Raw genomic sequence first — 21,923 nt, 5'->3', positions numbered from 1 at the left:
TCTAGTTCTGCATTTCAATTTCAAGTTCGGCCAATGCTTCTTTCAATTCGGAAACGTTGCGTTTGTGTTTGTTATTGGCCGCAATTTTCACTCCTTTTTTATAAGTGCTTAAGGCATCTTCCTGCCTGCCATACATTTCATACAATTTGCCCAAGTGGTAATATACGCCGTCGTAGCCGGCGTCATCCTGTTCAATATCCTCAAACAGAATTCTGGCTTTGTTAAATTGCTCTTCCTTCATGAACTCCAGAGCCAGAGCGAATTTAGAGAACGAGTCACGCGGATTTTTCTTAATGTATCCGGCCAGTTTTTTAATCTTCGAATTCGATGCACTCATGAATGGTTTTCGGCTTCTTAATGTGTACTCGACAGACAGATTTCTGTTTCAGATAAAAATACAGAAAATGATACAGGGAAAAAGGGAAATTTATATTTGAGCAACTTCATAAGCTTCAAATGAACTTACAGAGAAGAAAGTGCATCTGTTTTTTCCAAATCGATACATTTAGAAATAAGCCACCGCCTAAACATGCCAAGTCTCTTAAGACTTGGCATGTTTGTTTACCGGGCCTGGTAACGTTCTTCAATCTCTTCGATGGAATCGCCGCCGAACTTATCTAGAAACGCATTTGCCAATACCGGCGCGATGACGTTTTCTATGACCACAACGGCACGTGGCAATGCACATACATCCGAACGTTCGTACCGGGTATCTTTCTCTTCTTTGGTCTCAATATCAACCGTCTTGATAGGCGTGAGCATGGTTGGGATCGGCTTCATCACACCCCTGATGATCAAAGGCATTCCGGTGGTTACACCGCCTTCCAGTCCTCCCAACCGGTTGGATCCACGACGATAGTTTCCGTCTTCATAGGTGATTTCATCGTGCACTTCCTGCCCGTGTCGTCGACCTGCTTCAAAACCCAGCCCGATCTCCACTCCTTTCATGGCCTGCGTACCCATGATGACCTGTGCCAGTTGTCCCTCCAGTTTGCGGTCCCAATGCACAAAACTCCCCAATCCAGCCGGCAGCCCGGTAACAACAACCTCGTAATGTCCTCCGAGTGAGCTGCCTTCTTTTCGCCTGACAATAATTTCATCGCGCATTTTTTGGGTCAGTTCTTCATCCAGGCAACGAACAGGTGATTCATCCGCGGCCTTGAATACGGTTTCGGCTCCATCTTTCAGCATGGGATCCACCAGGTTTCTGACATCTTCCCATGGTTTTTCGTACCCGCTGCTACCGATTCGAATCACATGTCCGCCTATTTCAATTCCGAAATGTTTGAGCAGTTTACGGGCAGGAAAACAGCAGGCCACACGTATGGCGGTTTCCCTTGCACTTGAACGTTCAATGGAAGGACGTATATCATTGTATCGGTACTTTTGGATGCCAATGAGATCGGCGTGTCCGGGCCTTGGTACTGTTATCGGATCAACATCTGCGCCGTCGCCCTCTTTGTTCATCACTTTAGGCCAGCCGGCATCATCTTTCTCATAGGCGCGATTCGGCATTTGCATAGCTATAGGTGCCCCTGTCGTTTTGCCGAAACGGACACCTGAGGAAATTTCAGCCCGATCCTTCTCAAAAGCCATCCTCCCGCCACGTCCGTATCCTTTCTGGCGGCGTGCCAGATGCAGGGCAATATCATCCTCGCTTAATTCAAGTCCTGCAGGTACGCCTTCCACAATGCCCGTGATCTTTGGTCCGTGAGATTCACCGGCGGTTAGATATCTGATCATAGTTTGGTTACTTCCTTTATTCTAAAGTTAAATCGTGATCGAGCAGCTTTTCCTTGAAATCGTAGTTAGACACCCTTTCAGAGAGACTGCGTAAATCGTTGCAACCTTCTGTTCTCATGGTTTCGATGCGTTCTACATCACCCAGCACGATCAGGGAATCGCCCACTTTCATACGGTCATCGCTGCCGGGATTAAATGTTATATTCTGTTCGTCAGCCGGGATGATGGCAATTATAACTACAAAGTATTTCTGACGAATCTGGGCTTCTTCCAGGGTTTTTCCGGCCAGTTCTGCTCCTTCAAAAATTGTGATTTCATCGAATACGTGATCCTGTGTCTCACCGGTGATGCGGTGGATAAACTGATCTACATGCGGTCGCAAAATAACGTTGGCCATCCGGTCGGCCCCGATTTCGTACGGTGAAATAACCTTGTCGGCTCCCGAGCGTTTGATCTTACGAGTATTTTGCCGCTCGTTGGTACGCACTAAAATAAAAATGTCTTCTCGTAGTTCCCGGGCAATCAGTGTGGTAAAAACATTATCCTGGTCTCTGGATAGCGCACAAACAAGTCCGCGTGCCCTTTCGATTCCCGCCTCTTTCAAGACACTCTCTTCCTGGGCGTTGCCCTGTACGTGAATCAGGTCGTCTGCTTTTATTCGTTCAATACTGCTGTCCCTGTTTTCAACCACGACGATGGGGATATTGGCTTCTTTCAACACCTCAGAGATACGGTGCCCAATGCGACCATATCCACAGACGATGTAGTGATTTTCCATCTTCTTAAGTTGTTTGTCCATAGCCCGCCTCCTAAATAGTTCGCTTTCAAAAAGTAATTGTGTAGTTTGTGATGCTATATACGAGATGACGCCAATTCCCATCACAAATATGATCATGGTTAAAATGCGTCCCGCCGAGGTCAAATTTTTCAGCTCGGAAAATCCAATGGTGGTAATGGTTATGAATGTCATATAGAAACCGTCGAAGAAACTCATGTCTTCAACGAGGTGATATCCGAGGGTGCCGAATGCAAACACGACGACGAGAACAGAGGTAGCGATGGCAATGCGCAACGCAACAATATTATCGATGATATCACTATACAATCTTCGCATAAGTTTTTTACCTTAGGGACGCCCGAAAAATTTGTACGTAATATAGTCTAAAATTAGAGCGCACGAAATGTTAACCTGCTTCAAATGGGAATAGTTTACTACAGTTTTAAGTAAAGTTCACTTCTATGGATGCCTTGCAAAAATTTGGACAATACGGTTTGCTCTTGTACAGGGCCTTGCGCTCCTTGTATGAATTCAAGACTTATAGCAAGAACTTAATAAACGAGCTTGTAAAAATCGGTTATGAATCGGTGCCCATTGTAATACTGACGGGGGTTTTCACCGGTGCCGTAATGACGCTGCAAACTTCTTACCAGCTCGATATTGTATACGTACCGGTTTCGGTAATCGGATCAATTGTTTCTCAATCCCTGCTGATTGAACTTTCTGCCGTGATAACCAGCTTGGTTCTTGCGGGTAAAGTAGGAGCACGAATTGCCACAGAATTGGGAACCATGAGGGTAAGCGAACAGATTGATGCATTGGAATCAATGGGTTTTAACTCCGTCTCCTTCCTGGTGGTACCGAGGGTGTTATCCGGTTTAATCATGTTTCCGATTCTGTATATTGTAGCTTCAGTGTCAGGTATCGGTGGCGGACTGGTAGCGGGTGTTTTGTCGGGTGCATTACCGGCATCTGATTTTATGCTTGGAGCCAGGCAGTTTTTCTTCCCCTGGGATGTGACTTTCGGATTCCTAAAATCTTTCGTATTCGGTTTCGTGATCACTTCAATATCATGCTATAAAGGATATTATGTGACAGGAGGGGCCGAAGGCGTGGGAAAAGGCACCACACAAGCAACCGTTTTAAGCTGTATATATGTTTTGCTGGCTGACTTTGTACTGGCAGCCGTAGTACTATAACCCTGCATTATGATTCAGATACAAAACCTTACAAAGAGTTTCGGTGATAACCTGGTGTGGCAGGACGTCTCCTTCGATATAGAAGACGGAGAAACCATTGCCATTATCGGCCGATCAGGTTGTGGGAAGTCAGTGCTGGTAAAACATTTGAATGCATTGATTTATCCTGATGAAGGAAATGTGATTATTGATGGGAAAAACATTTTTGAGCTTGAGTATGTTGAACTTCGTAAAATGAGGCAGCGTTTTGGGGTTCTGTTTCAGGGTTCCGCACTTTTTGACTCCATCAACACCTTTGAAAATGTTGCTTTCCCACTGCGATATTTTACGGAAAAGGATGATGAGCAGATACATGATGAGGTGATGAAAGCTTTGCAAATGGTGAACCTGGAAGATGCAGCTGGGAAAGCTATTTCAGAGTTATCCGGCGGAATGCGCCGCAGAATAGCCTTGGCAAGGGCTACCATCCTAACACCGGATTATCTTATCTACGATGAACCGACTTCCGGACTGGATCCTCAAACATCCGATGAGATTAATGAATTGATCATTAATTTGGCAAAAAACATGAATATTACATCTATTGTAGTAACGCACGATATTCACAGTGTGCTGGAAATTGCGGAGACCGTCGCATTTTTAGAAAACAAGCAGCTATGCTGGCACGGTACGGTTGAAGAGATGAGACAAAGCGATAATAAGCTATTGAAAGATTTTGTTACGGCAAGCGAATATAAAATTTAATTAGAGCAACATGGCAGCAGTAAAATTGAGCAACGAGGCGAAAGTCGCAATTACCATAGTGGCGGCATTAATTGTGGCCTTTCTGGGTTTTCGTCTGATGAATGATGTACCCATATTCCGTCGATCTCACCAGGTGGTGACTTATTTTGAGAAGGTTGATGGTCTTACAGCAGGCAGTATCGCTTATATCAACGGGGTCAAAGTGGGTTCCGTGAAAAGAATTGAGTTGATTTCAAAAGATAGTGTAAAGGTTACGATGAATTTTGATTTGGGTGTGGACATACCTGTCAATTCTATAGCACGGCTTGAATCATCCGGTCTGCTTGACGATAAGGCCATAATACTCGAGCCGGGCGATTCAGATGAATATGTAGAATACGGAGGTACCATCCGGGGCGAATATACGGGAGGAATGCTGGAGACCCTTAAAGACGAGGGACAGAAATTGAGTGATGATGTGTCTCAGTCATTCGATCAGCTCAACGTGTTGCTTGAAAAGTTGAATACAACCATTTCTGATGAGAATCAGAACAAAATTGATGATATCCTTGGTGATCTGAAAACAACTACTGATGAGATATCCACATTATTGAAGAGCAAACGAGGAGAGCTGGAGTCGAGTATTGATCACGCAAATAACATTCTTGCCAACCTCGACACGGTAAGCACTGATAACAAAGAGCGTATTGACAGTGTGATGGTGGGTCTGGATAATTCACTCAGAAGAATAGAGAGTTTGAGTACGGAACTGGAAAAGACAGGGGTTAGTCTCAATGAAATTCTGGTCAAGGTGAACAATGGAGACGGAACCCTTGGCAAGCTGGTAAACAACCCCTCATTGTATAACAATCTCGACAGCCTGTCAGCAGAAATGAAGCTGCTTATCAAGAACATCAATGAAGATCCCCGCAAATATCTGAAACATATGAGGCTGATAGAGGTGTTTTAGAAGTGATAAGGGACTGATTTACTGAGGGATTGAGTTGGGTCAATTAACTAATTATTCCATCAACAACTCAGTAAATCAGTAAATCAAACCTCAACAATTAAATCAGTCCCTTCTTCGTTCACCTACTTCTACGATTGCTCTTAGTACATGCTTGTTGTATATTTCGAGGCTTTATAAGTTAACAGCACAATCTAGTTTTTGAATCACGATTATTAACATTTTAAAGAAGCAGTAAGAGGTTTATTTCATGGGTGTAATGGAAAAAATGAGGAAGAGCACCGGCGTCATTTTGTGGGTGCTTATTTTCTCTTTTGGAATACTCTGGGCATTGGCAGATACAAAAGTATTTGATGCCATGCAGGCAGGCCCAAACAATCTGGGTGAAGTGAATGGCGATCCTATTTCCCTGGAAGAGTATAACAGCAGAATCAGTTACTACATAGACCAGTATTCACAACAGACCGGTAATTCCATCACACCGGAGATGCGTGCCTACTACGAAGATCAGGCATGGGAAGAGCTGGTTTCCAGCAAGCTTATACAGCAGAAGATGGATGATCTTGGCATCACTGTTACCGACCAGGAAGTGGTTGAGATGATTACCGGTGAAAATCCTGATCCTTTCATACGCCAGCAGTTTCAAAGAGAAGATGGGACCATAGACCGAGTGGCATTGCAGTCAGCTATCGAAGCGCCTGAAAACAGCCAGGTATGGGTGATGGTTGAGCAGCAACTGCGTCAGAAAAGACGCCAGCAAAAAATGTCGAACTATGTACAGTCTGCCATGGAAGTGAGCAGCTATGAAGTTGAGCAGGCATATATCAAAAGAAATACTTTTGCTGATGTTTCCTTTGTACGCTTTCCTTTTGCTGAGATACCCGACAGCGCGGTAAATGTTACCGATTCTGATCTGCGTTCTTACTACAATAATAATGAAGAGCAGTACACGCGACAGGAATCCTATCGTTTTAAATATGTAAGCTTTGATAAAACAGCCACTAAGGAGGACACGGCCAGGATACAAAAAGAGATGCAGGATCTCCGATCCGATTTTGAACAGACTGAAAACGATTCTCTTTTCCTTGTTCGATACCAGTCGGCTACTCCCTACAGCGCCGAGTTTGTTAAAAAGAGTGAGATAAATGAAAAGTACCAGCCGGTCCTGGACCTTGAAAATGGGGAAGTAAGTCAGGCTATAACCCAAGACGGACAAGTATTTTCCATTAAAAAGCTTGATGAGAGACAGGACGAAGTGAAATTCGTAGTATTCACATTCGACATCACCGCAGATCCGATTGCTACTGTGGATAAAAAGGCTGAAGAAGCCGATGATTTCAGCTTTTTTGCTGAAGAGGACGGTTTTGAGGAAGAGGCCGAACGTCGCGAATTTGAAGTGAAAGAAGCCTTTGCTACCAAAGGCAATCCCTTTATTGCAGGCCTCGGACAGAGCCGACAAATCATGAATTTTCTGGAGACTGCCAGTGAAGAAGAAATTTCCAGTCCTATTGAACTTTCCAACCAGTTTGTGGTACTGAAAGTGACGGAGATTACTCCCGAAGGTACCCGGCCTTTTGAGGAGGTAAGAAGCCAGATTGAAACGATAGTCATCAATAGCAAGCGTAAAGAGCAGCTTGTTGACCGGGTCAATAATCTTTTGGCCTCCAATGAAACCCTGGAAGCTATAGCATCGGCTTCGGGAAGAGAAGTTTCCACTGCCGAGAACCTGAGTATGAACGCTTCTGTAATTCCCGGAGCAGGACGTGAGCCACGTGTAGTTGGTGCTATCTTTGGACTGGAAGAGTCAGAAACCTCCGGACCGATTAGCGGAGACAATGCAGTGTTCGTTGCAAAAATTGATAACAGGACTGATGCGAATCTTGAAGCGATGACGGCTGCAACACGCAATCAGCTGCAGCAGCAACTGCAACAGCAGAAGAGTGCTTCCTTCTCGCAAGTTTGGATGGAGCAGCTGAAGGAAGAAGCCGATATTGAAGATTATCGAGCAACATTGCTGCGCGGAGGCTGATATTATCGCTATTTGATATGAGCAAAAGGGTAAGAAGGAATGCTTCTTGCCCTTTTTTGTTTTATGCCGGAAATACAATGAAAACCGGTAATAAAGATTTAATTTATACCATCACTCGTGACTGAAAATAATTCCTATAACGAGAACGATCGAAGATGGATGCAGCTCGCCCTTGAAATTGCAGAGCGGGGAGCAGGCTATGTTTCACCCAATCCCATGGTTGGTTGCGTAATCGTCGATTCCGAGGGGAATAAGATCGGCCAGGGTTATCATGAACGCTACGGTCAGGCGCATGCCGAGGTCAATGCCGTAGAGTCGGTCAAAGATACCTCCCTGCTGAAGAATGCCACCGTATATGTAACCATGGAACCCTGTGCCCATGAGGGTAAAACACCACCATGCGCGGATATGCTGGCCGGTTTGCCAATCAGGAGAGTTGTGGTTGCCATGCAGGATCCTACTGCAAAAGTGAATGGCAAAGGGATTAAAAAGCTCAGAAACAACGACATTCAAGTGGATGTCGGTCTATTGAAGGAGGAAGCTGAGCAACTGAATGAGTTCTTTCTCCATTATGAAAATTACAACCGGCCGTTTGTTACCCTTAAAATTGCCCAAACACTTGACGGGTACATAGCTGCCCCCGATGGAAGTTCGGAATGGATTACCGGAGAAGCCTCCAGGAAGAGAGTTCACGAATGGCGCAGCCGCTATGATGCGGTTATGGTCGGACGAAACACCGCTCTGCTCGATAATCCACGCCTTACCGTACGTCATGTTGAGGGACGTCAGCCCAGACGCATTGTCATCGACGGAAAATTGGAGCTGCCCAAAGATCTCAACCTCTTTACCGATCAATATGAGGAAAAGACCATCATCCTAACGCACAATAAAGAGAAGTTTGAAAATGAAGCCGATCCGATGCTCAGTATGCTTCAATCGGACTATTTCCGCGGATCGACTTTGTTGTTGCCGGAAAAAGACGGTCATACCGATCTGAATGAAGGACTCAAAAAGCTTGCGTCCGAACACCGGGTGACTTCTATTTTAGTAGAGGCCGGACAAAATTTAGCCTCGGCTTTATTGCGAGAACGTTTAGTGGATAAAGTGGCTTGCTTTATAGCTCCCAAAATGCTGGGAGGAGGGACCCGTTCGGTAATGGGAATGGGTGTCAATCGTATGAAGGAAATTCTTAACTTAAGGGATACGAATTGGGAACAGGTCGATGAAGACATGCTGTTTACCGGATACTTGTAGGTTATACAGTGGTCAGGAAACACCAGTTTTAAGAAATACTCTAAAAATTTAATAGCAAATAGGATGTTTACCGGAATCATAAAAGAGGTAGGAAAGATAGAAAACGTCATAAATTTGGACGGAGGTAAAGAGTTTACTGTTGCCTGTGATCTGGCCTCAGGACTTGAAGTAGATCAAAGTATCAGTATCAATGGTGTTTGCCATACTGTGACGGCCTGCAATACCGGTACTTTTACCGTACAGAGCGTGGAAGAGACTTTGCGGAAGACCAACATGGGTAGCCTGGTCGAAGGTGACTCAGTTAATCTTGAGCGTTCCATGCGTCCCGACCAGCTGATTGACGGACACATTGTACAGGGCCATGTAGATGCAACTGGTGAAATTACAGCTATTGAAAAGGAGGGCACGGACTGGCTTTTTAGTGTTGAATATCCTGAATCCTACCGTGACCTCATTGTGGGGAGGGGAAGTATTGCTATAGATGGAATCAGCCTTACTGTGGCTTCAGAAAAAGACAACCGCTTCAAGGTTGCTATCATCCCCTATACCTATGAACATACGAATATGCGGGACAGGGAAGAGGGAGACCGAGTAAACCTGGAATTTGATGTGTTGGGCAAATATGTAGTACGATATCTGGAGAACAGGGAGTAAAAGGCCAATCTTCAGGTAACAAACTGCAAAATTCAAATTTAACTTCCCTTTCTTCACATCCACGGGAGATTAATTGGGCTTCAATTTTTTATAAAATTAAATTATCTCTAGAAACCGACCGGTCTTCTTCCCGATGGGCTGGATGAACGTTCGAGGTTCTTGAGCAGGGGCAGTTTTTGGAAGATACTTTGTATCTGTGCACTGTTAAGTCGGAGAGCAAAAGCATAGTATTGAAACTCACCGAAGGGACTCATCTGGAAGCTAAGGTTCCACATATGCAGGCTTCGGCTAAGTGAAAATTGCGAGGGCGTTAATTCTTTATCAATAAAGTCGTAGCCCAGCTGTGTCTGGAAACTCCACTTGGGTGTAAGTTGAAAACGGATATTACGGGCATTGAGTGTAGCTGACTTACTATTTTCACTATTCGGCCTGGGATTCAATCTCCAGCTATACCTGAAGTTGAAGGAGACCGAAAAGGGAGAACTGGTTCTCTGCACAGGCCGCCTGTTAAAATTAGAATCCATTTCGTGAAAGATAGACTGGTCATAAGGGTCATAACTCGCGGGGAAATAGTATCTATCGTCCACACGGGTGCCTCCTTGTGAATTGAAACTATAGCTGGCGCTTACACTGAAGTTGGTCAATTCTGCCAGTTGCCTGGAATCCGTAATAAGGAAATCGTTGAAACGAATACCCAGGGAATCCCTCTGGTAGAAGTTAAATTGGGCATTTGCCCGGATGTTGATCCCTTTGATGATGCGAGATGAGAAAGAGGCATTGAGATCGCTTAGGTTCAGACTGTCAGCGGCAAAATTATAACTCGTATTGAAATCAAGTCGGTCAATCAGGCGTATTACATTCTCTTTCTTTTCTCCGGTAGAATCCCTTCGCACCTGTTTGGCCTCGAAGACATTGCTTAGATTGAACGACAGCGCGCGCTGTTCACCCCTTCCGGGTCCTCTGAATACCTCGTTTTCAAAAATGGAGTAGCTTCGCGTGTTACCCAGAGAATCGGTTTGAACGTCCCTGTAATATCCCCAAAAATCACTCCCGAAATCCGGGCTGTAGCTGAAAGAGAGAGAGGGCCTGAGAGTATGACGGAATCCTTCAAGATTACCGATTTTGCTGTTTACGATTCCATAAACGGTAGTTGACATGCTCAGGCCTGCAGAGAATTCACGGGCGGCTTCAAAACCGCGTACCTGGCGAGTCTCTATCTGGTTGGTTTCCTCATTAAAGCTTCTACGAATAGAAGTGGGATACCAGTACTCCGTATAGTCTCCGCTGGCACTCAGGTTTATAAATCGGCTGGGCAGCAGGTTGCCAAAACTTATATCGGCCTCCTGGCGGAAACCGTACTTGTAGTGGTCATTGTCTCCGGTAGCCTCCCGGTATTTGCTAGGATCGAGCAGTGCTTCAAACCAGTTGATTTCTGCTGAATCGGCTGCTATGGGCTGATAACTGAAATCAGACTGAAAGCTGTTCTGGTATCGGATGGAAATATTTTCATACCAGGCTGCTCCCTCCGATCCGGGCCGGTCGCTTTCAAAAGGAGAAAACTGTTTGAGGCTAAAGTTGGCATCCGGGCCCGATAGCCGCGTGGTGTTATTATTGAAGTTTTGATTCTGGCGAGCAGAGATGCTGAAATTATAAACGTTCTCCGGATGCCTGTAACGGTAACTTATACTTGAGCTGGTACTTACTTCGGCGCGTTCATCAATATCGAATGAATTTCGTCTGTTAAAATCGGCCGTTCTCAGGTTAATGTTGGCAGACATGTTAGCATATGGCGAGAAGTCCTGGTTATGGGATATGTTGATCCTCTTCTGTGTATTGATCGTAAAATTCGGATCGGTCGGTTCCAGTCCCCGCTCCCGTGAATAACCTACCTGTATACTTCCGCTGTAATTATCTCTATTGCTGTACCGGGTGCTGGTATCCAGGAAGAATGTTCCGCTGGTGAAAATATCCACTGATGCTTGACCTACCAGGTAGTCATTGAAATACTGGAACCATCCCAGGTTTTGAACACCGATACCCCGTGTGGCCTGGTTCTGGGAAACATAGGTCGGCTGCAGCAGGCCAGACTGTTTCTGGTCTATTTTCCCCGGCAGATAACCGAAAGGAAAGACAAGCGGGTAAGGGATATCCAGGATATAGAGCCTGGCATTGGTAAAAAATACCTTTTCCTGGTTCACCACCTTCATGCGGTCGGCTTTAATGTAGTAGTGGGGGTGGTCGAGGTCGCAGGTTGAGTAGATAGCATCTTCCAGGAAAACCACATGTCGGCTCTGGTTTTTAACTTTGGTTCCGGTCAGATATCCCTGGTCGACAGCAACCCTGGCTACTTCAAAGCGACCTTTCTCTGTCTGGTAGTTAAAACTGATACTTTTGCTTCTGATGCGTTCGCTATCTCGTAACAGCACCGGCTGGGAAAGGGTATCCTGCGGAGTTTGGGTTGCGGCCCGTACCACGCTGCTGTCCAGATTCAGTGCAATTTTACCCGAGGTCAACTCACCCGACTGGTGGATCACTTTGGCAGAGCCAAACAGGGTGGCAATGCGGTTTTTCTTGAAATTAAAGACAAGCGAATCAGAAGCTTGAAAGTTAACCTGTCCTTCCTGTTCAGGTGCGCTGGACTGTGAGGCCTGGGGCTGTCCGCCTCCTGTTCGACCGGACCTAAGGCTATCAGGTATATTCGTGTTTTGAGCGTAACCGACCGAAACAAAAAATCCTAAAATAAAAAAGACAGCCAAGGCTGTTGACAATACGCATCTTATATGTGCAATAGTTGCTATCATCAAGGAATGTTAGGAGAACCGGGTAGAGCCGCAATGCTTTGGATCATTCAAATCTATAACAGCGAAAGCAATGAAGAAAGTATAATTTAATAAGGTCGGGAGGCTGATTGCTGCTATTTTTCAACCTTTATTTTGTAAACGGTTTCCCCTTCTTTTTTCATGCCGTACTCCTCACGGGCAATACGCTCAAGTAAAGCGGGGTCGTTTTTCAGATCCTCGATTTGCTGTTTTAGTCTCGCTGTTTCAGCTTCCAGTTGTTCGGTCTTCACTTTCAGTTCATCTTTGCGCTGGCTAAGATCATAGCGCGTCCAAAGGCTGTAGGTGTCGATAAAAGCGAACCAGATGAAAAGAAATCCTCCCAATATGAGCATCAGGAATGACTTGCGCCATCGTAGAGGATTGAAGATCTGAAAATTCATGTAGAACCTGTTAATAGCCGCTTTTAAATGGTAACTTTGAAACGAAAATAGGGGATTTTTCTATATAATCGCAATGCCCTCTGAGAATCTTGCAGATAAATGCGTTACGTTTTAAATATTTCTGTGTTGTTAGGGTTTAGACTATGTTATTCAGTATTCGATTATGTTTTATCCTCTCAATTAAGCAAAAGATGTAAAAGGTATAACACTTATGGATGAAGGTAACAGGAGATCGAATATTCAGACCGGTATGAACGTGGCTATCGTGCTTAAAAAAGACCAGCGGAGCGGGAAACTTACTGAGGGCAGGGTGAAGGATATTCTTACAAACAGTGCCACACATCCTCATGGCATAAAAGTGCGGTTGCAAGATGGACAGGTTGGCAGAGTGAAGAAAGTCATCTCTAAAAACTAATCCCGGGGAATATTTTTAGCTAAACATTATGAAAGAACACATATCCTGTATTCTTTGCGGTAACAATGCGAGTCCATTTGGCAGAGTTCGAGAACGGGACTTTTATGAGTGCCAAACCTGCAGGGCTGTGATCATGGATCCTGATTACTATGTTGATCGGGATGATGAGGTCTATCGCTATGAAACGCATGACAATGATGTGAATGATCCGAGGTACCAGAATTTTGTCTCTCCACTGGTGGATGCGGTGAAAAAGGAATATGAGTCCGGGAAAACCGGACTGGATTACGGTTCCGGTACGGGACCTGTAGCGGCTAAACTGCTTCGTGATGCCGGTTATGAGGTTACTACCTACGATCCTTATTTTGAAAGAAACCCGGGTGCATTTCTGACCAATTATGATTTCATTATATCCAGCGAAGTGGTTGAGCATTTTCACCATCCGGCCAAAGAGTTTCGTCTGCTCCGGGAGTTGCTAAAGCCCGGGGGACATCTCTACTGTATGACGCTGAGGTATGAGGATGAGATTGACTTTGAGAGCTGGCACTATGCACAGGATGAGACCCATGTTATTTTCTATCGCAAGGAGACGGCTGAGTGGATTAAAGAGGCTTTTAATTTTTCTGGGCTTGAATTTGAGGAGCGGTTGTTTATTCTCGAGAAATGAGTAGTGAATTGCTTCCGAGCGGAGCACCGGAAGCAGAAAAGAGGGGGGAGAGGGTCTTGAAGCAGTCAATAATTCTCACCTTACCATTCCCTCATTCCGCCGCTCTGCTGCGGAATGAATGGGTAGATTTGTGCTACATGGACGAAGAGTTGGAAGCCAAGTATGCTGAGTAATTCCAATTAGGCTATTTCAAGCGTCCACGCTTGAAACATATTAAGCTATCAAAATACATTTTGTAAGATCCGAGCGTGGACGCTCGAATAAGCCATTTAAAAGTTATTGCTGTTTGCCTCTCTATGTATTGCCAGGGAGGTCTACTCATTGCTCCCAGAGCATAGCATTGTTTATTCTGAGGAAGTGAATGTTGGGGCTTATCTGTAATTAGATTGTTCATTTTTGGATGGCCAAAAACGAACCAAAAAGCCACCGGGGGTCTTGAGATGTTGTTTTAACTAAAGGCATTAGGTAAATCCAGCTTTAATGCATCTGAAGCTTCTGCTAACGACTTTCCCGCAATACCCCCGGACCCCGGATTGCTTATCATTAGCTTTGAGCATAATTTTTTAAGACTGTGGTTAAAGAAGTGGGTGTTTATCACTGAGGAAGAGAAGTTGTTACTTGCATCCCTCATTCCGCTGCTCTGCTGCGGAATGAATGGGTTGTAGTGCTACCCGATCGGAGCACCGGAAGCAGTATGGAGTAGGTTCAGGTTCATTCACTAATGCCCGAAACTCACTCACCGAAAAACCTATCTCTTTCTAAAGGCGTCTTCGTAGTGCTTGATATCGGGAGCTTCGTTATGCTGCTGTGTGATGGCGATTACATCAAAACGGGCCGGGGCGGTATCCATTTTACGTTCGTAAATCCATGCCTCAGCTGCTTTATATAGGTTTTCTATCTTTGATTTGGTTACGAACTCTTCCGGTTTCCCAAATTTTTCGGTAGTCCGTTTCTTAACTTCTACAAAGACGATACAGGTTTCATCGTAGGCTACGATATCTACTTCTGCCCGTTCAAAATAGTAGTTGCGGTCGAGAATGATATATCCTTTGGATTCGAGGTAAGAAACAGCCAACTCTTCTCCCTCATCGCCAATCTGCCGGGTTGTTTTAGCGCTCATCTTTGGATGGTTTCTCAGTCGTTTTGGTCATGCTCTCTTTGATAGATTCTTTCATCTCTGCAATTTTCACCAGCTGCTTGAGGAACTTAAGATTTTTCTTGTTGATGTATGGCAGCATGGCTTCGGTGAAACGTTCGAACATCTCCAGAAACCGTATAAAATTCTCTATACGTTCTTTAAACTCCTTCTCTTTTGGGCTTTCGGTACTGCCCGCTTCAAAGACTTCCAGGCACTCCTCAAGATTCTGCCTGATGGGAGCCACCTCCCGTTGTTGGCGTTCGCGAACTATTGTTGAAACGATATTCCAGACGTCTTTTTCGGCACTGTAAAAATCTTTTCGCTTACCTTTAAAGTGAACCTTGTGAGCCAGCTGCCACTGCACCAGGTTTCGCAGGTTCATGTTGGCATTTCCGCGGCTGATATCCAAACGTTCCATAATGGTATCGGTATCCAGAGGTTCAGCCTCTGCATAGAGCAGTGCATGAATTTGTGCCATAGTTTTATTGATGCCCCAGGCCGATGCCATCTCCCCCCAAAGCAGGACAAATTGCTCCAGGGCTTCTTCATAGTTTTGTGAACGATCCTCAGGCACAGCGGATATCTTATAGGTTCAGAAAAAACCGGTTATCCGGCAGTATTCTCACTTTTGGCAGACGTCTTCTTTTCATCTTTTTTTGAAGCTTTAGTACTGCCATTCTTGCTCTGCTCTTTTTCTCTTTTGGCAGCCTCTTTTCGGTCGGTGTCCTTATAATCTGTGACATACCACCCGTCACCTTTATAAACCACCCCTCCGCCACCGGTAATTACGCGCTTTACAGGTTGCCCCGTTTCAGGACATTCGGTTAATGCATCGTCGTTTATACTCTGGCGTATCTCGAAAGTGGTTCCGTCTTTTCGTTTATACTCGTATGTAGGCATGATATTGTTAAATTATTCTTCAGTTCAGTACGCTAAAAGCAAAAAGTATACCGATATAGTTTATTCTGCAAAAAAGATCAGAGAATGGGAAGTCACTGTCAATTTTGACAGGCTCGAAATCGCTGTATTAGGCCAATTCCAATAATCCTTTTCTCAGACGAATCATTGCTTCCTCAAGCTCGTCCATCGATGAAGCATAACTGAGCCGGATACCGTTAGGCTCACCAAAAGCATCTCCGGGAACGGTTGCCAGTCCCTGCTCTTCTATCAGATACATGCATAAATCCGTACTGCTGTTGATCTCTTCACCTTGATGGGTTTTCATCCCAAGATAATGGGAAATATCAGGAAAAACGTAGAATGCTCCTGATGGTTTGAAACACTTAAGTCCGTCTATGCTCTCGAGTTCTTCAACGATGAAATCTCTGCGCTTCTTAAACTGCTCTCTCATGTATGTGACCGCAGTCAGGTCACCTGTATATGCGGCTTCCCCTGCTTTCTGTGAAATTGAGGAAGGAGCCGATGTCTCCTGGCTCTGGATCTTAGCGACGGCGTCCACGACGTCCTGGGGACCTGCCATATATCCAAGTCGCCACCCGGTCATGGCAAAACCTTTGGAAAAACCGTTAATAAGAAGTGTTCTGTCGGCCAGGTCCGGCGCAGCTTGCAAGATGCCGGCATGCTCATTCTCAAAAACAATATATTCATAGATCTCATCAGAGATAATGTAGATATCGGGATAATCCTGAAGCACCTCGGCCAATTTTTTCAGCTCTTTAAGCGAGTAGCAGGCTCCTGTGGGATTGGAGGGCGAACACAGTACGAGCACCTTCGTTCGCTCGGTAATAGCTTCTTCTAGTTGTTGAGGTGTCATCTTATAATTAGCATCAAAAGAAGTGCGGACTGTAACCGGTTTCGCTCCGGCGAGTTTGGCCATTTCCGGATAGGAAACCCAGTAAGGTGCAGGTATGATGGCTTCATCGCCCGGATCCAACAGGGCCAGCATGCTGAATCCCAGCGACTGCTTGGCACCGTTGCTGCAAATTATTTGCGAGGGATCATAATTCAGATCATTATCCCTTTTCAGTTTCTTAGATATGGCATTCCGCAACTCCGGTGTTCCCGTATTCATGGTATAACCGTGAAAACCGTCTTTAATAGCTTTGATGGCGGCACTGCAAACGTGCTCCGGGGTATTGAAATCCGGCTCTCCGGCACTCAGTGAGACGATGGATTTTCCCTGTCGCTTCAGCTCTTTGGCTTTAGCAGAAATTTTAAGCGTTTCGGAAGGCGCTACCGACTGTGCACGTTTTGAAATCATGTAACTAATAATTGGTTATGAAGAGCTTTGGAACGTCCTGAAAATAGTAAAAAGCGCTATGGTTATCTATTCGGTTGATCAATTTCATCAACTCGACAGAGACCGGTTTATGAAGGCAGATCTCCGAGGATCTCGCAATACGAATTATCAATTATCCATGACCGGCAGGTCGCTCGGGGATTACTTATCCTTGAATTTTTCTCGAAGGGCTTTGGCAACATGAGCCGGTACGAAGGAAGAAAGGTCACCGTCCCAATAGGCCACCTCTTTAACCAGTGAAGCGGATATAAATGTGAGCTGTTCATTGGGCATGAGAAAGATGGTATCGACTTCCGGAGCCAGCCGTCGATTGGTGAGGGCCATCCGAAATTCGTACTCAAAATCGGAGATCTGCCTGACTCCGCGCACCAGCGTCTTTGCATTTTTCTTCTTTGCAAAATCTACAAGGAGTCCTGTAAACTGTTCTACCTCTACCTTTTTTGCCCATTCCTTTCCTTCCAGGCATTTTCGCAGCAACTGTTCCCGTTCATCCCCGGTAAAGACAGCTTCTTTGCGCTTGTTGACAGCCACAGTTGCTATAACCGTATCAAACAATTCGGTAGCACGTTCCATTATGTCAAGGTGACCGTAAGTAATGGGATCAAAAGATCCGGGATAGAGTGCAACAGTTTCCATGTGCTATTTGGCTAAATTAGGATTGGTCATTTTTACTGGCTTGCGGGGATAAAATACTGATGAGTGTCTTGCCATACTCCTTTTCCATCAGGGAAAATTTATGTTCCCTGAAATCATAATGCGTATTGTGTTCCAGAATCAGCCAGCCGGACTCTTTCAGCCAGCTATTTTGGAAAATAGAATCGACTATCTCATTGAGTTCTCCATAGGTGTATGGGGGATCGGCAAAGATAAAGTCGTATGGAACAGCCGGCCCCTGAAGAAACTGCTTGACATCCATGGTAACGGTGCGGATCCGATCGCCGACCTCGAATTCCTGTGCAAGTTTTTCAATGTGACTGATATTCCGAGGTTCCTGATCTACAAAAAGTACCTCCGCCGCACCTCTTGAAATAGCTTCAATGCCCAGACTGCCTGAGCCCGCAAACAGGTCGAGCACACGGCTGTCGCGAATGTATTTCCACGACTCTATGGTTGAAAAGAGCCCCTCCTTGGTTCGGTCGGTTGTTGGACGAACATCCAGATTTTTTGGAATATTTATTCTGCGCCCTTTCAGCGTACCGGTTATGATGCGCATATCGATTTCTAATTCTTGGTTTACTTAATAACGCAGGAAAGGTATAAGGTATAAGGATTTAAGGAAAATAAAATTCAAGAACCTTTTCCTTTTCAGGGCTTGGACTCCAGCGCAAGCATTACTGCGGGATATGCGAGCTCCAGGTTGAAACCATAGGTTTCTTCTTCGGCCTCTACTTTAATCTTGTCAAGCGTATCCATTTTGATAATGCTTCCGGCATCATCCCAGAAAGGCTGTAATATATCTATGATCCGGTAAGACTGGCTTCCATATACGTGAATCTCTTCATGGAGGCCCTGCATCCAGCTGAGTTCTTTGGTGTGCTGCATCCAGAGGTAGGGAAGGTCTTCAGCATCATCGAAGGTCAGGTAAGTGGCTCCTCTCAGTTTACCCAGGATGTAAGAGCTTACGGAAATGCAGTTATCGAAGCAGCAAACCGTCATAAAAGATCCCCCGGGATTGCAATGCCGTATCCACCGCTCACCCAGTTCAAACTCACTTACCAGCTCAATGGTTGAGGCATCAGGTGTCAGCTTTTCCAAACCTCGTAATGCTTCGGTATTGCGCAGCAACAAAAACTTATAATCCTGGTTGCTTAGCGTGTACCAGGTCGGCTGGATCTGCTTGCGGTCTACACCCTTCATAATGATTGAGATATGGGCTTCCCGCTCATCAGAACTGTCATATACCAGTTTAGGGAGGGTGGTCCAGCACTCTTTACTGGGAAAGGAGAGTACCCTGATATGATTTATGCTGTACTGCTCCTTGAGTTTCAGGACGGTCTCCCTGATGCCAGGAAAAAGCTCCTTGTCACCGCTTAAAATGGCACGGGTGACATCGAAATTAAAGTCGACCGAACCGATTCGGGCCAGCTTCTTTGTATCGTAAATATCATTAACTGCGTAAAACAGCTGGTTGTCAAAGAAGCAAAGCCCGAGGCTTGGTTTCAGTTGATCCATTCTCCATTATTCCCAACTGGCTGCGTTAAGCAGAGTAGTTCGTTCAAGGTCGCCGATTTTGTCATCCGTATCAGGATCTTCAAGAAGATAGATGGGAGGACGAAGGGTATCGTTCAACGTATACTGGAATTTGCTGTGTGGAGGACGAACCGAGTAGATAAGTGAATCGGGATTGTACGGCTGCCCCATCTCGTTTCGGTAGAGGGAATCTCGCATTGCTACCATTGCAGAATCGGTCTTTAGATATTGTACCAGCGTGTCGAGACCTCCTTCAGTTGGGGGAAAGTCACCGGTTTCTCGTTCAAATCTTACCAGTACATCACGGATGGTTTCCATCTGGTGGTGTACTCGCTCCGTCATTTGCTGACGTTCGATAACTTCCTGATATGGTCCGACTATGGATTGGTAAAGAAAGTATCCCAGAACCAAAATGATTATCCCCAGAACGATACTTAACAGTTGGTTTCGTCTTTCAACATTCATGTTGCAATAATTGTGTATTAATAATATTTAGCGAAATTCGGATTTTGAAAATACATTCCGACCCATTGACATGCAACTCCATCTCCGAAGTGCCAATTAAAGAATTTAATACTTAATAATCACACTATATCTAAAATTTTTACGATTAATAAAGCTATAGAGAAATAAGCCTCTATGGGCAACAATCACTTTTTTGGCTGTAATTGGTAGACTTTTTCAATCAGGTAGGATGAAAGTCCGCGCCGGTGAAATTTGACCAGATCTTCAAAGATGGACTCTTCGTGAAGCAAGCTTATTGTAAAATGCTTTCCATAGAGTTCTTCCAGTTCTTCAGGGAACACCGCGAATGGGGGTCCGTTCATTTCCTCCTGTTCATACTCAAATGTGTTGAGAAGTATCTTGGTATCCCTATCACACATTTCAATAACTTTTTTTGCATATAGTTTTCGCTGCTGTTGGGTCAAGGCAATCAGGGCGGCCTTGTCGTAAACCGCGCTGATTTCAGGAAGAAATGATCGCTTCAGCTTCATAAAATCACCGCACCAAATTGAAATATCCTGGCCCTGATAAACAGTGAAGGAGGCTTTTGGGGAGGTGTGATAATCCAGCCCGTTTTCTCTAAAAAATTGCTCTGCTGCATTTTGTGAAACATCAACACCGATGACCCGGTGTCCCTGGTTTTGCAGCCAGAGAAGGTCCAGGCTTTTACCGCATAAGGGTACCAGCACCGTTGCATCTCTTTCAAGTTGTAACTCAGGCCAGTAAGCAAGCAGGTTGGGATACACCTGCTGCATATGCCACCCGGTATTGCCTTTGTTCCAGCGTGACTTCCAATAACTAATTTCCATTGCGCTGAGGTATGTTTATTTTAAAACCCAAAAATATGGAAGAAGCCTTTCATAACCCAAACAGCTGCACTTCTTGAATAAAAAAGTCCTAAAACTGGCCATCCCCAATATTATCAGCAATCTCTCTGTACCTCTGCTGGGAGCTGTTGACACGGCACTGGTAGGACACCTGGAAGAGGTCTACTATCTCGGAGCCATTGCCCTTGGCGGTATGATATTCAATTTCATCTTCTGGGGCTTCGGATTTCTTCGAATGGGTACAACAGGAATTACTGCCCAGGCTTTTGGCGAGCAAAACAAAACCGAAAGTGTGATGACACTGGTTCGGGCATTGCTCGTGGCCGGGGTGTTTAGTTTTATGATTTTGCTGCTTCAGACCTGGATTGCCGATATCAGTTTCTGGTTGGTGGAGGCTACGCCGGAAGTGGAACGTTTTACGAAAGTTTATTTTGATATACGAATCTTTACTGCCCCGGCAACTCTTGGACTGTATGCTATAAACGGGTGGTTTCTGGGTATGCAGAATGCCCGTTACCCTATGATCGTAACGGTTGTATTGAATACATTAAACATAATACTGGATGTAATTTTTGTGTATTCATTGAACATGAATGTTGCAGGGGTTGCCTGGGGGACATTGATAGCCCGGTATGTGGGGCTGGCATTGGCCATCGGTTTGCTCATGGTTAAGTACAAAAGCTGGCTGAAAGCCTACGTTCGGGAAAAAATTCTTGAAGTGGAACCGCTAAAAAAATTCTTCAGTGTCAATCGTGACATCTTTATCCGAACCCTCTGTTTGATCTTTACCTTCTCATTTTTCACGGCCAAATCAGCGGAATTCGGAAATGTTATATTGGCAGCCAACACTATTCTTCTGCAGCTCTGGATGATCGTGTCGTATGGGGTCGACGGTTTTGCCTTTGCTGCGGAAAGCCTCATAGGTCGTTATAAAGGCTCTGGAGAAAAGGATAAATTGAAGTCAGCGGTAACCCATTGCTTCTTTTGGGGAATAGGGATCGGTTTTACAGCCTCGCTGGTATATGCGTTATTTGACGAATCCATTCTTTCTATTTTTACCAATCAGCAGAATGTGATAACTACGGCACTGATCTTTTGGGGATGGACCATCGCGGGTCCGGCAGTGAGTAGCTTCTGCTATATCTGGGACGGCATTTTTATCGGTGCAACCGCGACAGAGCCGATGAGAAATTCGATGATTATAGCCACAGTCCTAATCTTTCTTCCGGTCTATGCATTAGGAGTTTCCTATTTTGGGAACCATGCCATCTGGCTGGCCTTGACGCTCTTTATGGTTGCCCGGGGTGCCACGCTCACGGTGTATGCGCCGAAGTATATTTTGAGATAATAGTTTA

23 protein-coding genes are annotated in these 21,923 nt (G+C 45.1%); 9 read left to right on the top strand and 14 right to left on the bottom strand.

Annotation, left to right across the window (positions count from 1 at the left end):
• Position 1: 1 nt before the first annotated feature.
• The 3 genes from G3570_RS13290 to G3570_RS13280 all read right to left on the bottom strand — a co-directional run bounded on the left by G3570_RS13290 (position 2) and on the right by G3570_RS13280 (position 2,857).
• Positions 2–337 carry a tetratricopeptide repeat protein gene (locus G3570_RS13290; protein WP_165143162.1) on the bottom strand — a complete coding sequence of 112 codons (336 nt, stop codon included), beginning with the start codon at positions 335–337 and terminating at the stop codon, positions 2–4.
• A 224-nt stretch (positions 338–561) separates the two neighbouring features.
• Positions 562–1,740: a chorismate synthase gene (gene aroC, locus G3570_RS13285; protein WP_346267323.1), complete on the bottom strand. Its 1,179-nt coding sequence runs from the start codon at positions 1,738–1,740 to the stop codon at positions 562–564.
• A 19-nt stretch (positions 1,741–1,759) separates the two neighbouring features.
• Positions 1,760–2,857, bottom strand: coding sequence for a potassium channel family protein (locus tag G3570_RS13280; RefSeq protein ID WP_165143159.1), 1,098 nt, complete (start codon positions 2,855–2,857; stop codon positions 1,760–1,762).
• Between the two features lie 125 nt (positions 2,858–2,982).
• On the opposite strand from G3570_RS13280, the gene G3570_RS13275 reads away from it, so the two are divergent.
• The 6 genes from G3570_RS13275 (at position 2,983) to G3570_RS13250 (ending at position 9,347) form a co-directional block, all read left to right on the top strand.
• Positions 2,983–3,720, top strand: a complete 738-nt coding sequence (locus G3570_RS13275) for an MlaE family ABC transporter permease (RefSeq protein ID WP_165143157.1) — start codon at positions 2,983–2,985, stop codon at positions 3,718–3,720.
• Between the two features lie 9 nt (positions 3,721–3,729).
• Entirely contained in the window at positions 3,730–4,464 is a 735-nt protein-coding gene (locus tag G3570_RS13270; RefSeq protein ID WP_165143155.1) for an ABC transporter ATP-binding protein, read from the top strand.
• 10 nt (positions 4,465–4,474) lie between these two features.
• Complete coding sequence (locus G3570_RS13265) at positions 4,475–5,413, top strand: MlaD family protein (RefSeq protein ID WP_165143153.1); 939 nt, start codon at positions 4,475–4,477, stop codon at positions 5,411–5,413.
• A gap of 247 nt (positions 5,414–5,660) precedes the next feature.
• The gene (locus G3570_RS13260) at positions 5,661–7,439 is read left to right on the top strand and encodes a SurA N-terminal domain-containing protein (RefSeq protein ID WP_165143151.1); all 1,779 of its coding nucleotides are present in this window, start codon (positions 5,661–5,663) and stop codon (positions 7,437–7,439) included.
• Between the two features lie 117 nt (positions 7,440–7,556).
• Positions 7,557–8,693, top strand: coding sequence for a bifunctional diaminohydroxyphosphoribosylaminopyrimidine deaminase/5-amino-6-(5-phosphoribosylamino)uracil reductase RibD (ribD, locus tag G3570_RS13255; RefSeq protein WP_346267300.1), 1,137 nt, complete (start codon positions 7,557–7,559; stop codon positions 8,691–8,693).
• A 63-nt stretch (positions 8,694–8,756) separates the two neighbouring features.
• Positions 8,757–9,347, top strand: a complete 591-nt coding sequence (locus G3570_RS13250; RefSeq protein ID WP_165143149.1) for a riboflavin synthase — start codon at positions 8,757–8,759, stop codon at positions 9,345–9,347.
• A gap of 107 nt (positions 9,348–9,454) precedes the next feature.
• On the opposite strand, the gene G3570_RS13245 is transcribed toward G3570_RS13250, so the two are convergent.
• Both G3570_RS13245 and G3570_RS13240 read right to left on the bottom strand, forming a co-directional pair.
• A complete protein-coding gene (locus tag G3570_RS13245; RefSeq protein WP_165143147.1) occupies positions 9,455–12,148 on the bottom strand; it encodes a putative LPS assembly protein LptD in 2,694 nt (897 codons plus the stop codon).
• 113 nt (positions 12,149–12,261) lie between these two features.
• Positions 12,262–12,567: an FtsB family cell division protein gene (locus G3570_RS13240; protein ID WP_165143145.1), complete on the bottom strand. Its 306-nt coding sequence runs from the start codon at positions 12,565–12,567 to the stop codon at positions 12,262–12,264.
• Positions 12,568–12,778: 211 nt separating this feature from the next.
• Between G3570_RS13240 and G3570_RS13235 the strand changes: the two genes are divergently transcribed.
• Both G3570_RS13235 and G3570_RS13230 read left to right on the top strand, forming a co-directional pair.
• Positions 12,779–12,982, top strand: a complete 204-nt coding sequence (locus G3570_RS13235; protein ID WP_165143143.1) for a YwbE family protein — start codon at positions 12,779–12,781, stop codon at positions 12,980–12,982.
• Between the two features lie 28 nt (positions 12,983–13,010).
• Positions 13,011–13,649 (top strand): class I SAM-dependent methyltransferase, encoded by a 639-nt coding sequence (locus G3570_RS13230; protein WP_165143141.1) that lies wholly within the window; start codon positions 13,011–13,013, stop codon positions 13,647–13,649.
• 748 nt (positions 13,650–14,397) lie between these two features.
• Here G3570_RS13230 and G3570_RS13225 read toward each other — a convergent pair.
• The 9 genes from G3570_RS13225 to G3570_RS13185 all read right to left on the bottom strand — a co-directional run bounded on the left by G3570_RS13225 (position 14,398) and on the right by G3570_RS13185 (position 20,550).
• Positions 14,398–14,769 (bottom strand): YraN family protein, encoded by a 372-nt coding sequence (locus G3570_RS13225; RefSeq protein ID WP_165143139.1) that lies wholly within the window; start codon positions 14,767–14,769, stop codon positions 14,398–14,400.
• The gene (locus tag G3570_RS13220) at positions 14,759–15,361 is read right to left on the bottom strand and encodes a GbsR/MarR family transcriptional regulator (protein WP_346267298.1); all 603 of its coding nucleotides are present in this window, start codon (positions 15,359–15,361) and stop codon (positions 14,759–14,761) included. The genes G3570_RS13225 and G3570_RS13220 overlap by 11 nt, the downstream gene beginning before the upstream one ends.
• Before the next feature lie 32 nt (positions 15,362–15,393).
• Positions 15,394–15,687 carry an FmdB family zinc ribbon protein gene (locus G3570_RS13215; protein WP_165143137.1) on the bottom strand — a complete coding sequence of 98 codons (294 nt, stop codon included), beginning with the start codon at positions 15,685–15,687 and terminating at the stop codon, positions 15,394–15,396.
• 127 nt (positions 15,688–15,814) lie between these two features.
• On the bottom strand, positions 15,815–17,008 hold the full coding sequence (locus tag G3570_RS13210) for a pyridoxal phosphate-dependent aminotransferase (protein WP_165143135.1): 1,194 nt from the start codon (positions 17,006–17,008) through the stop codon (positions 15,815–15,817).
• Between the two features lie 180 nt (positions 17,009–17,188).
• The gene (coaD, locus tag G3570_RS13205) at positions 17,189–17,683 is read right to left on the bottom strand and encodes a pantetheine-phosphate adenylyltransferase (RefSeq protein ID WP_165143133.1); all 495 of its coding nucleotides are present in this window, start codon (positions 17,681–17,683) and stop codon (positions 17,189–17,191) included.
• 16 nt (positions 17,684–17,699) lie between these two features.
• Positions 17,700–18,260: a 16S rRNA (guanine(966)-N(2))-methyltransferase RsmD gene (rsmD, locus tag G3570_RS13200; RefSeq protein WP_165143131.1), complete on the bottom strand. Its 561-nt coding sequence runs from the start codon at positions 18,258–18,260 to the stop codon at positions 17,700–17,702.
• A 92-nt stretch (positions 18,261–18,352) separates the two neighbouring features.
• On the bottom strand, positions 18,353–19,219 hold the full coding sequence (locus G3570_RS13195) for a hypothetical protein (RefSeq protein ID WP_165143129.1): 867 nt from the start codon (positions 19,217–19,219) through the stop codon (positions 18,353–18,355).
• 6 nt (positions 19,220–19,225) lie between these two features.
• A complete protein-coding gene (locus G3570_RS13190; RefSeq protein ID WP_165143127.1) occupies positions 19,226–19,702 on the bottom strand; it encodes a hypothetical protein in 477 nt (158 codons plus the stop codon).
• Positions 19,703–19,887: 185 nt separating this feature from the next.
• Entirely contained in the window at positions 19,888–20,550 is a 663-nt protein-coding gene (locus tag G3570_RS13185; RefSeq protein WP_165143125.1) for a thiopurine S-methyltransferase, read from the bottom strand.
• Positions 20,551–20,623: 73 nt separating this feature from the next.
• Here G3570_RS13185 and G3570_RS13180 point away from each other — a divergent pair, with 73 nt between their 5' ends.
• Complete coding sequence (locus tag G3570_RS13180; RefSeq protein ID WP_165143123.1) at positions 20,624–21,916, top strand: MATE family efflux transporter; 1,293 nt, start codon at positions 20,624–20,626, stop codon at positions 21,914–21,916.
• Positions 21,917–21,923: the final 7 nt, after the last annotated feature.

This window comes from Halalkalibaculum roseum (assembly GCF_011059145.1).
Classification (GTDB): domain Bacteria; phylum Bacteroidota; class Rhodothermia; order Balneolales; family Balneolaceae; genus Halalkalibaculum; species Halalkalibaculum roseum.
This window is presented reverse-complemented; position numbering and strand designations above follow the sequence as displayed.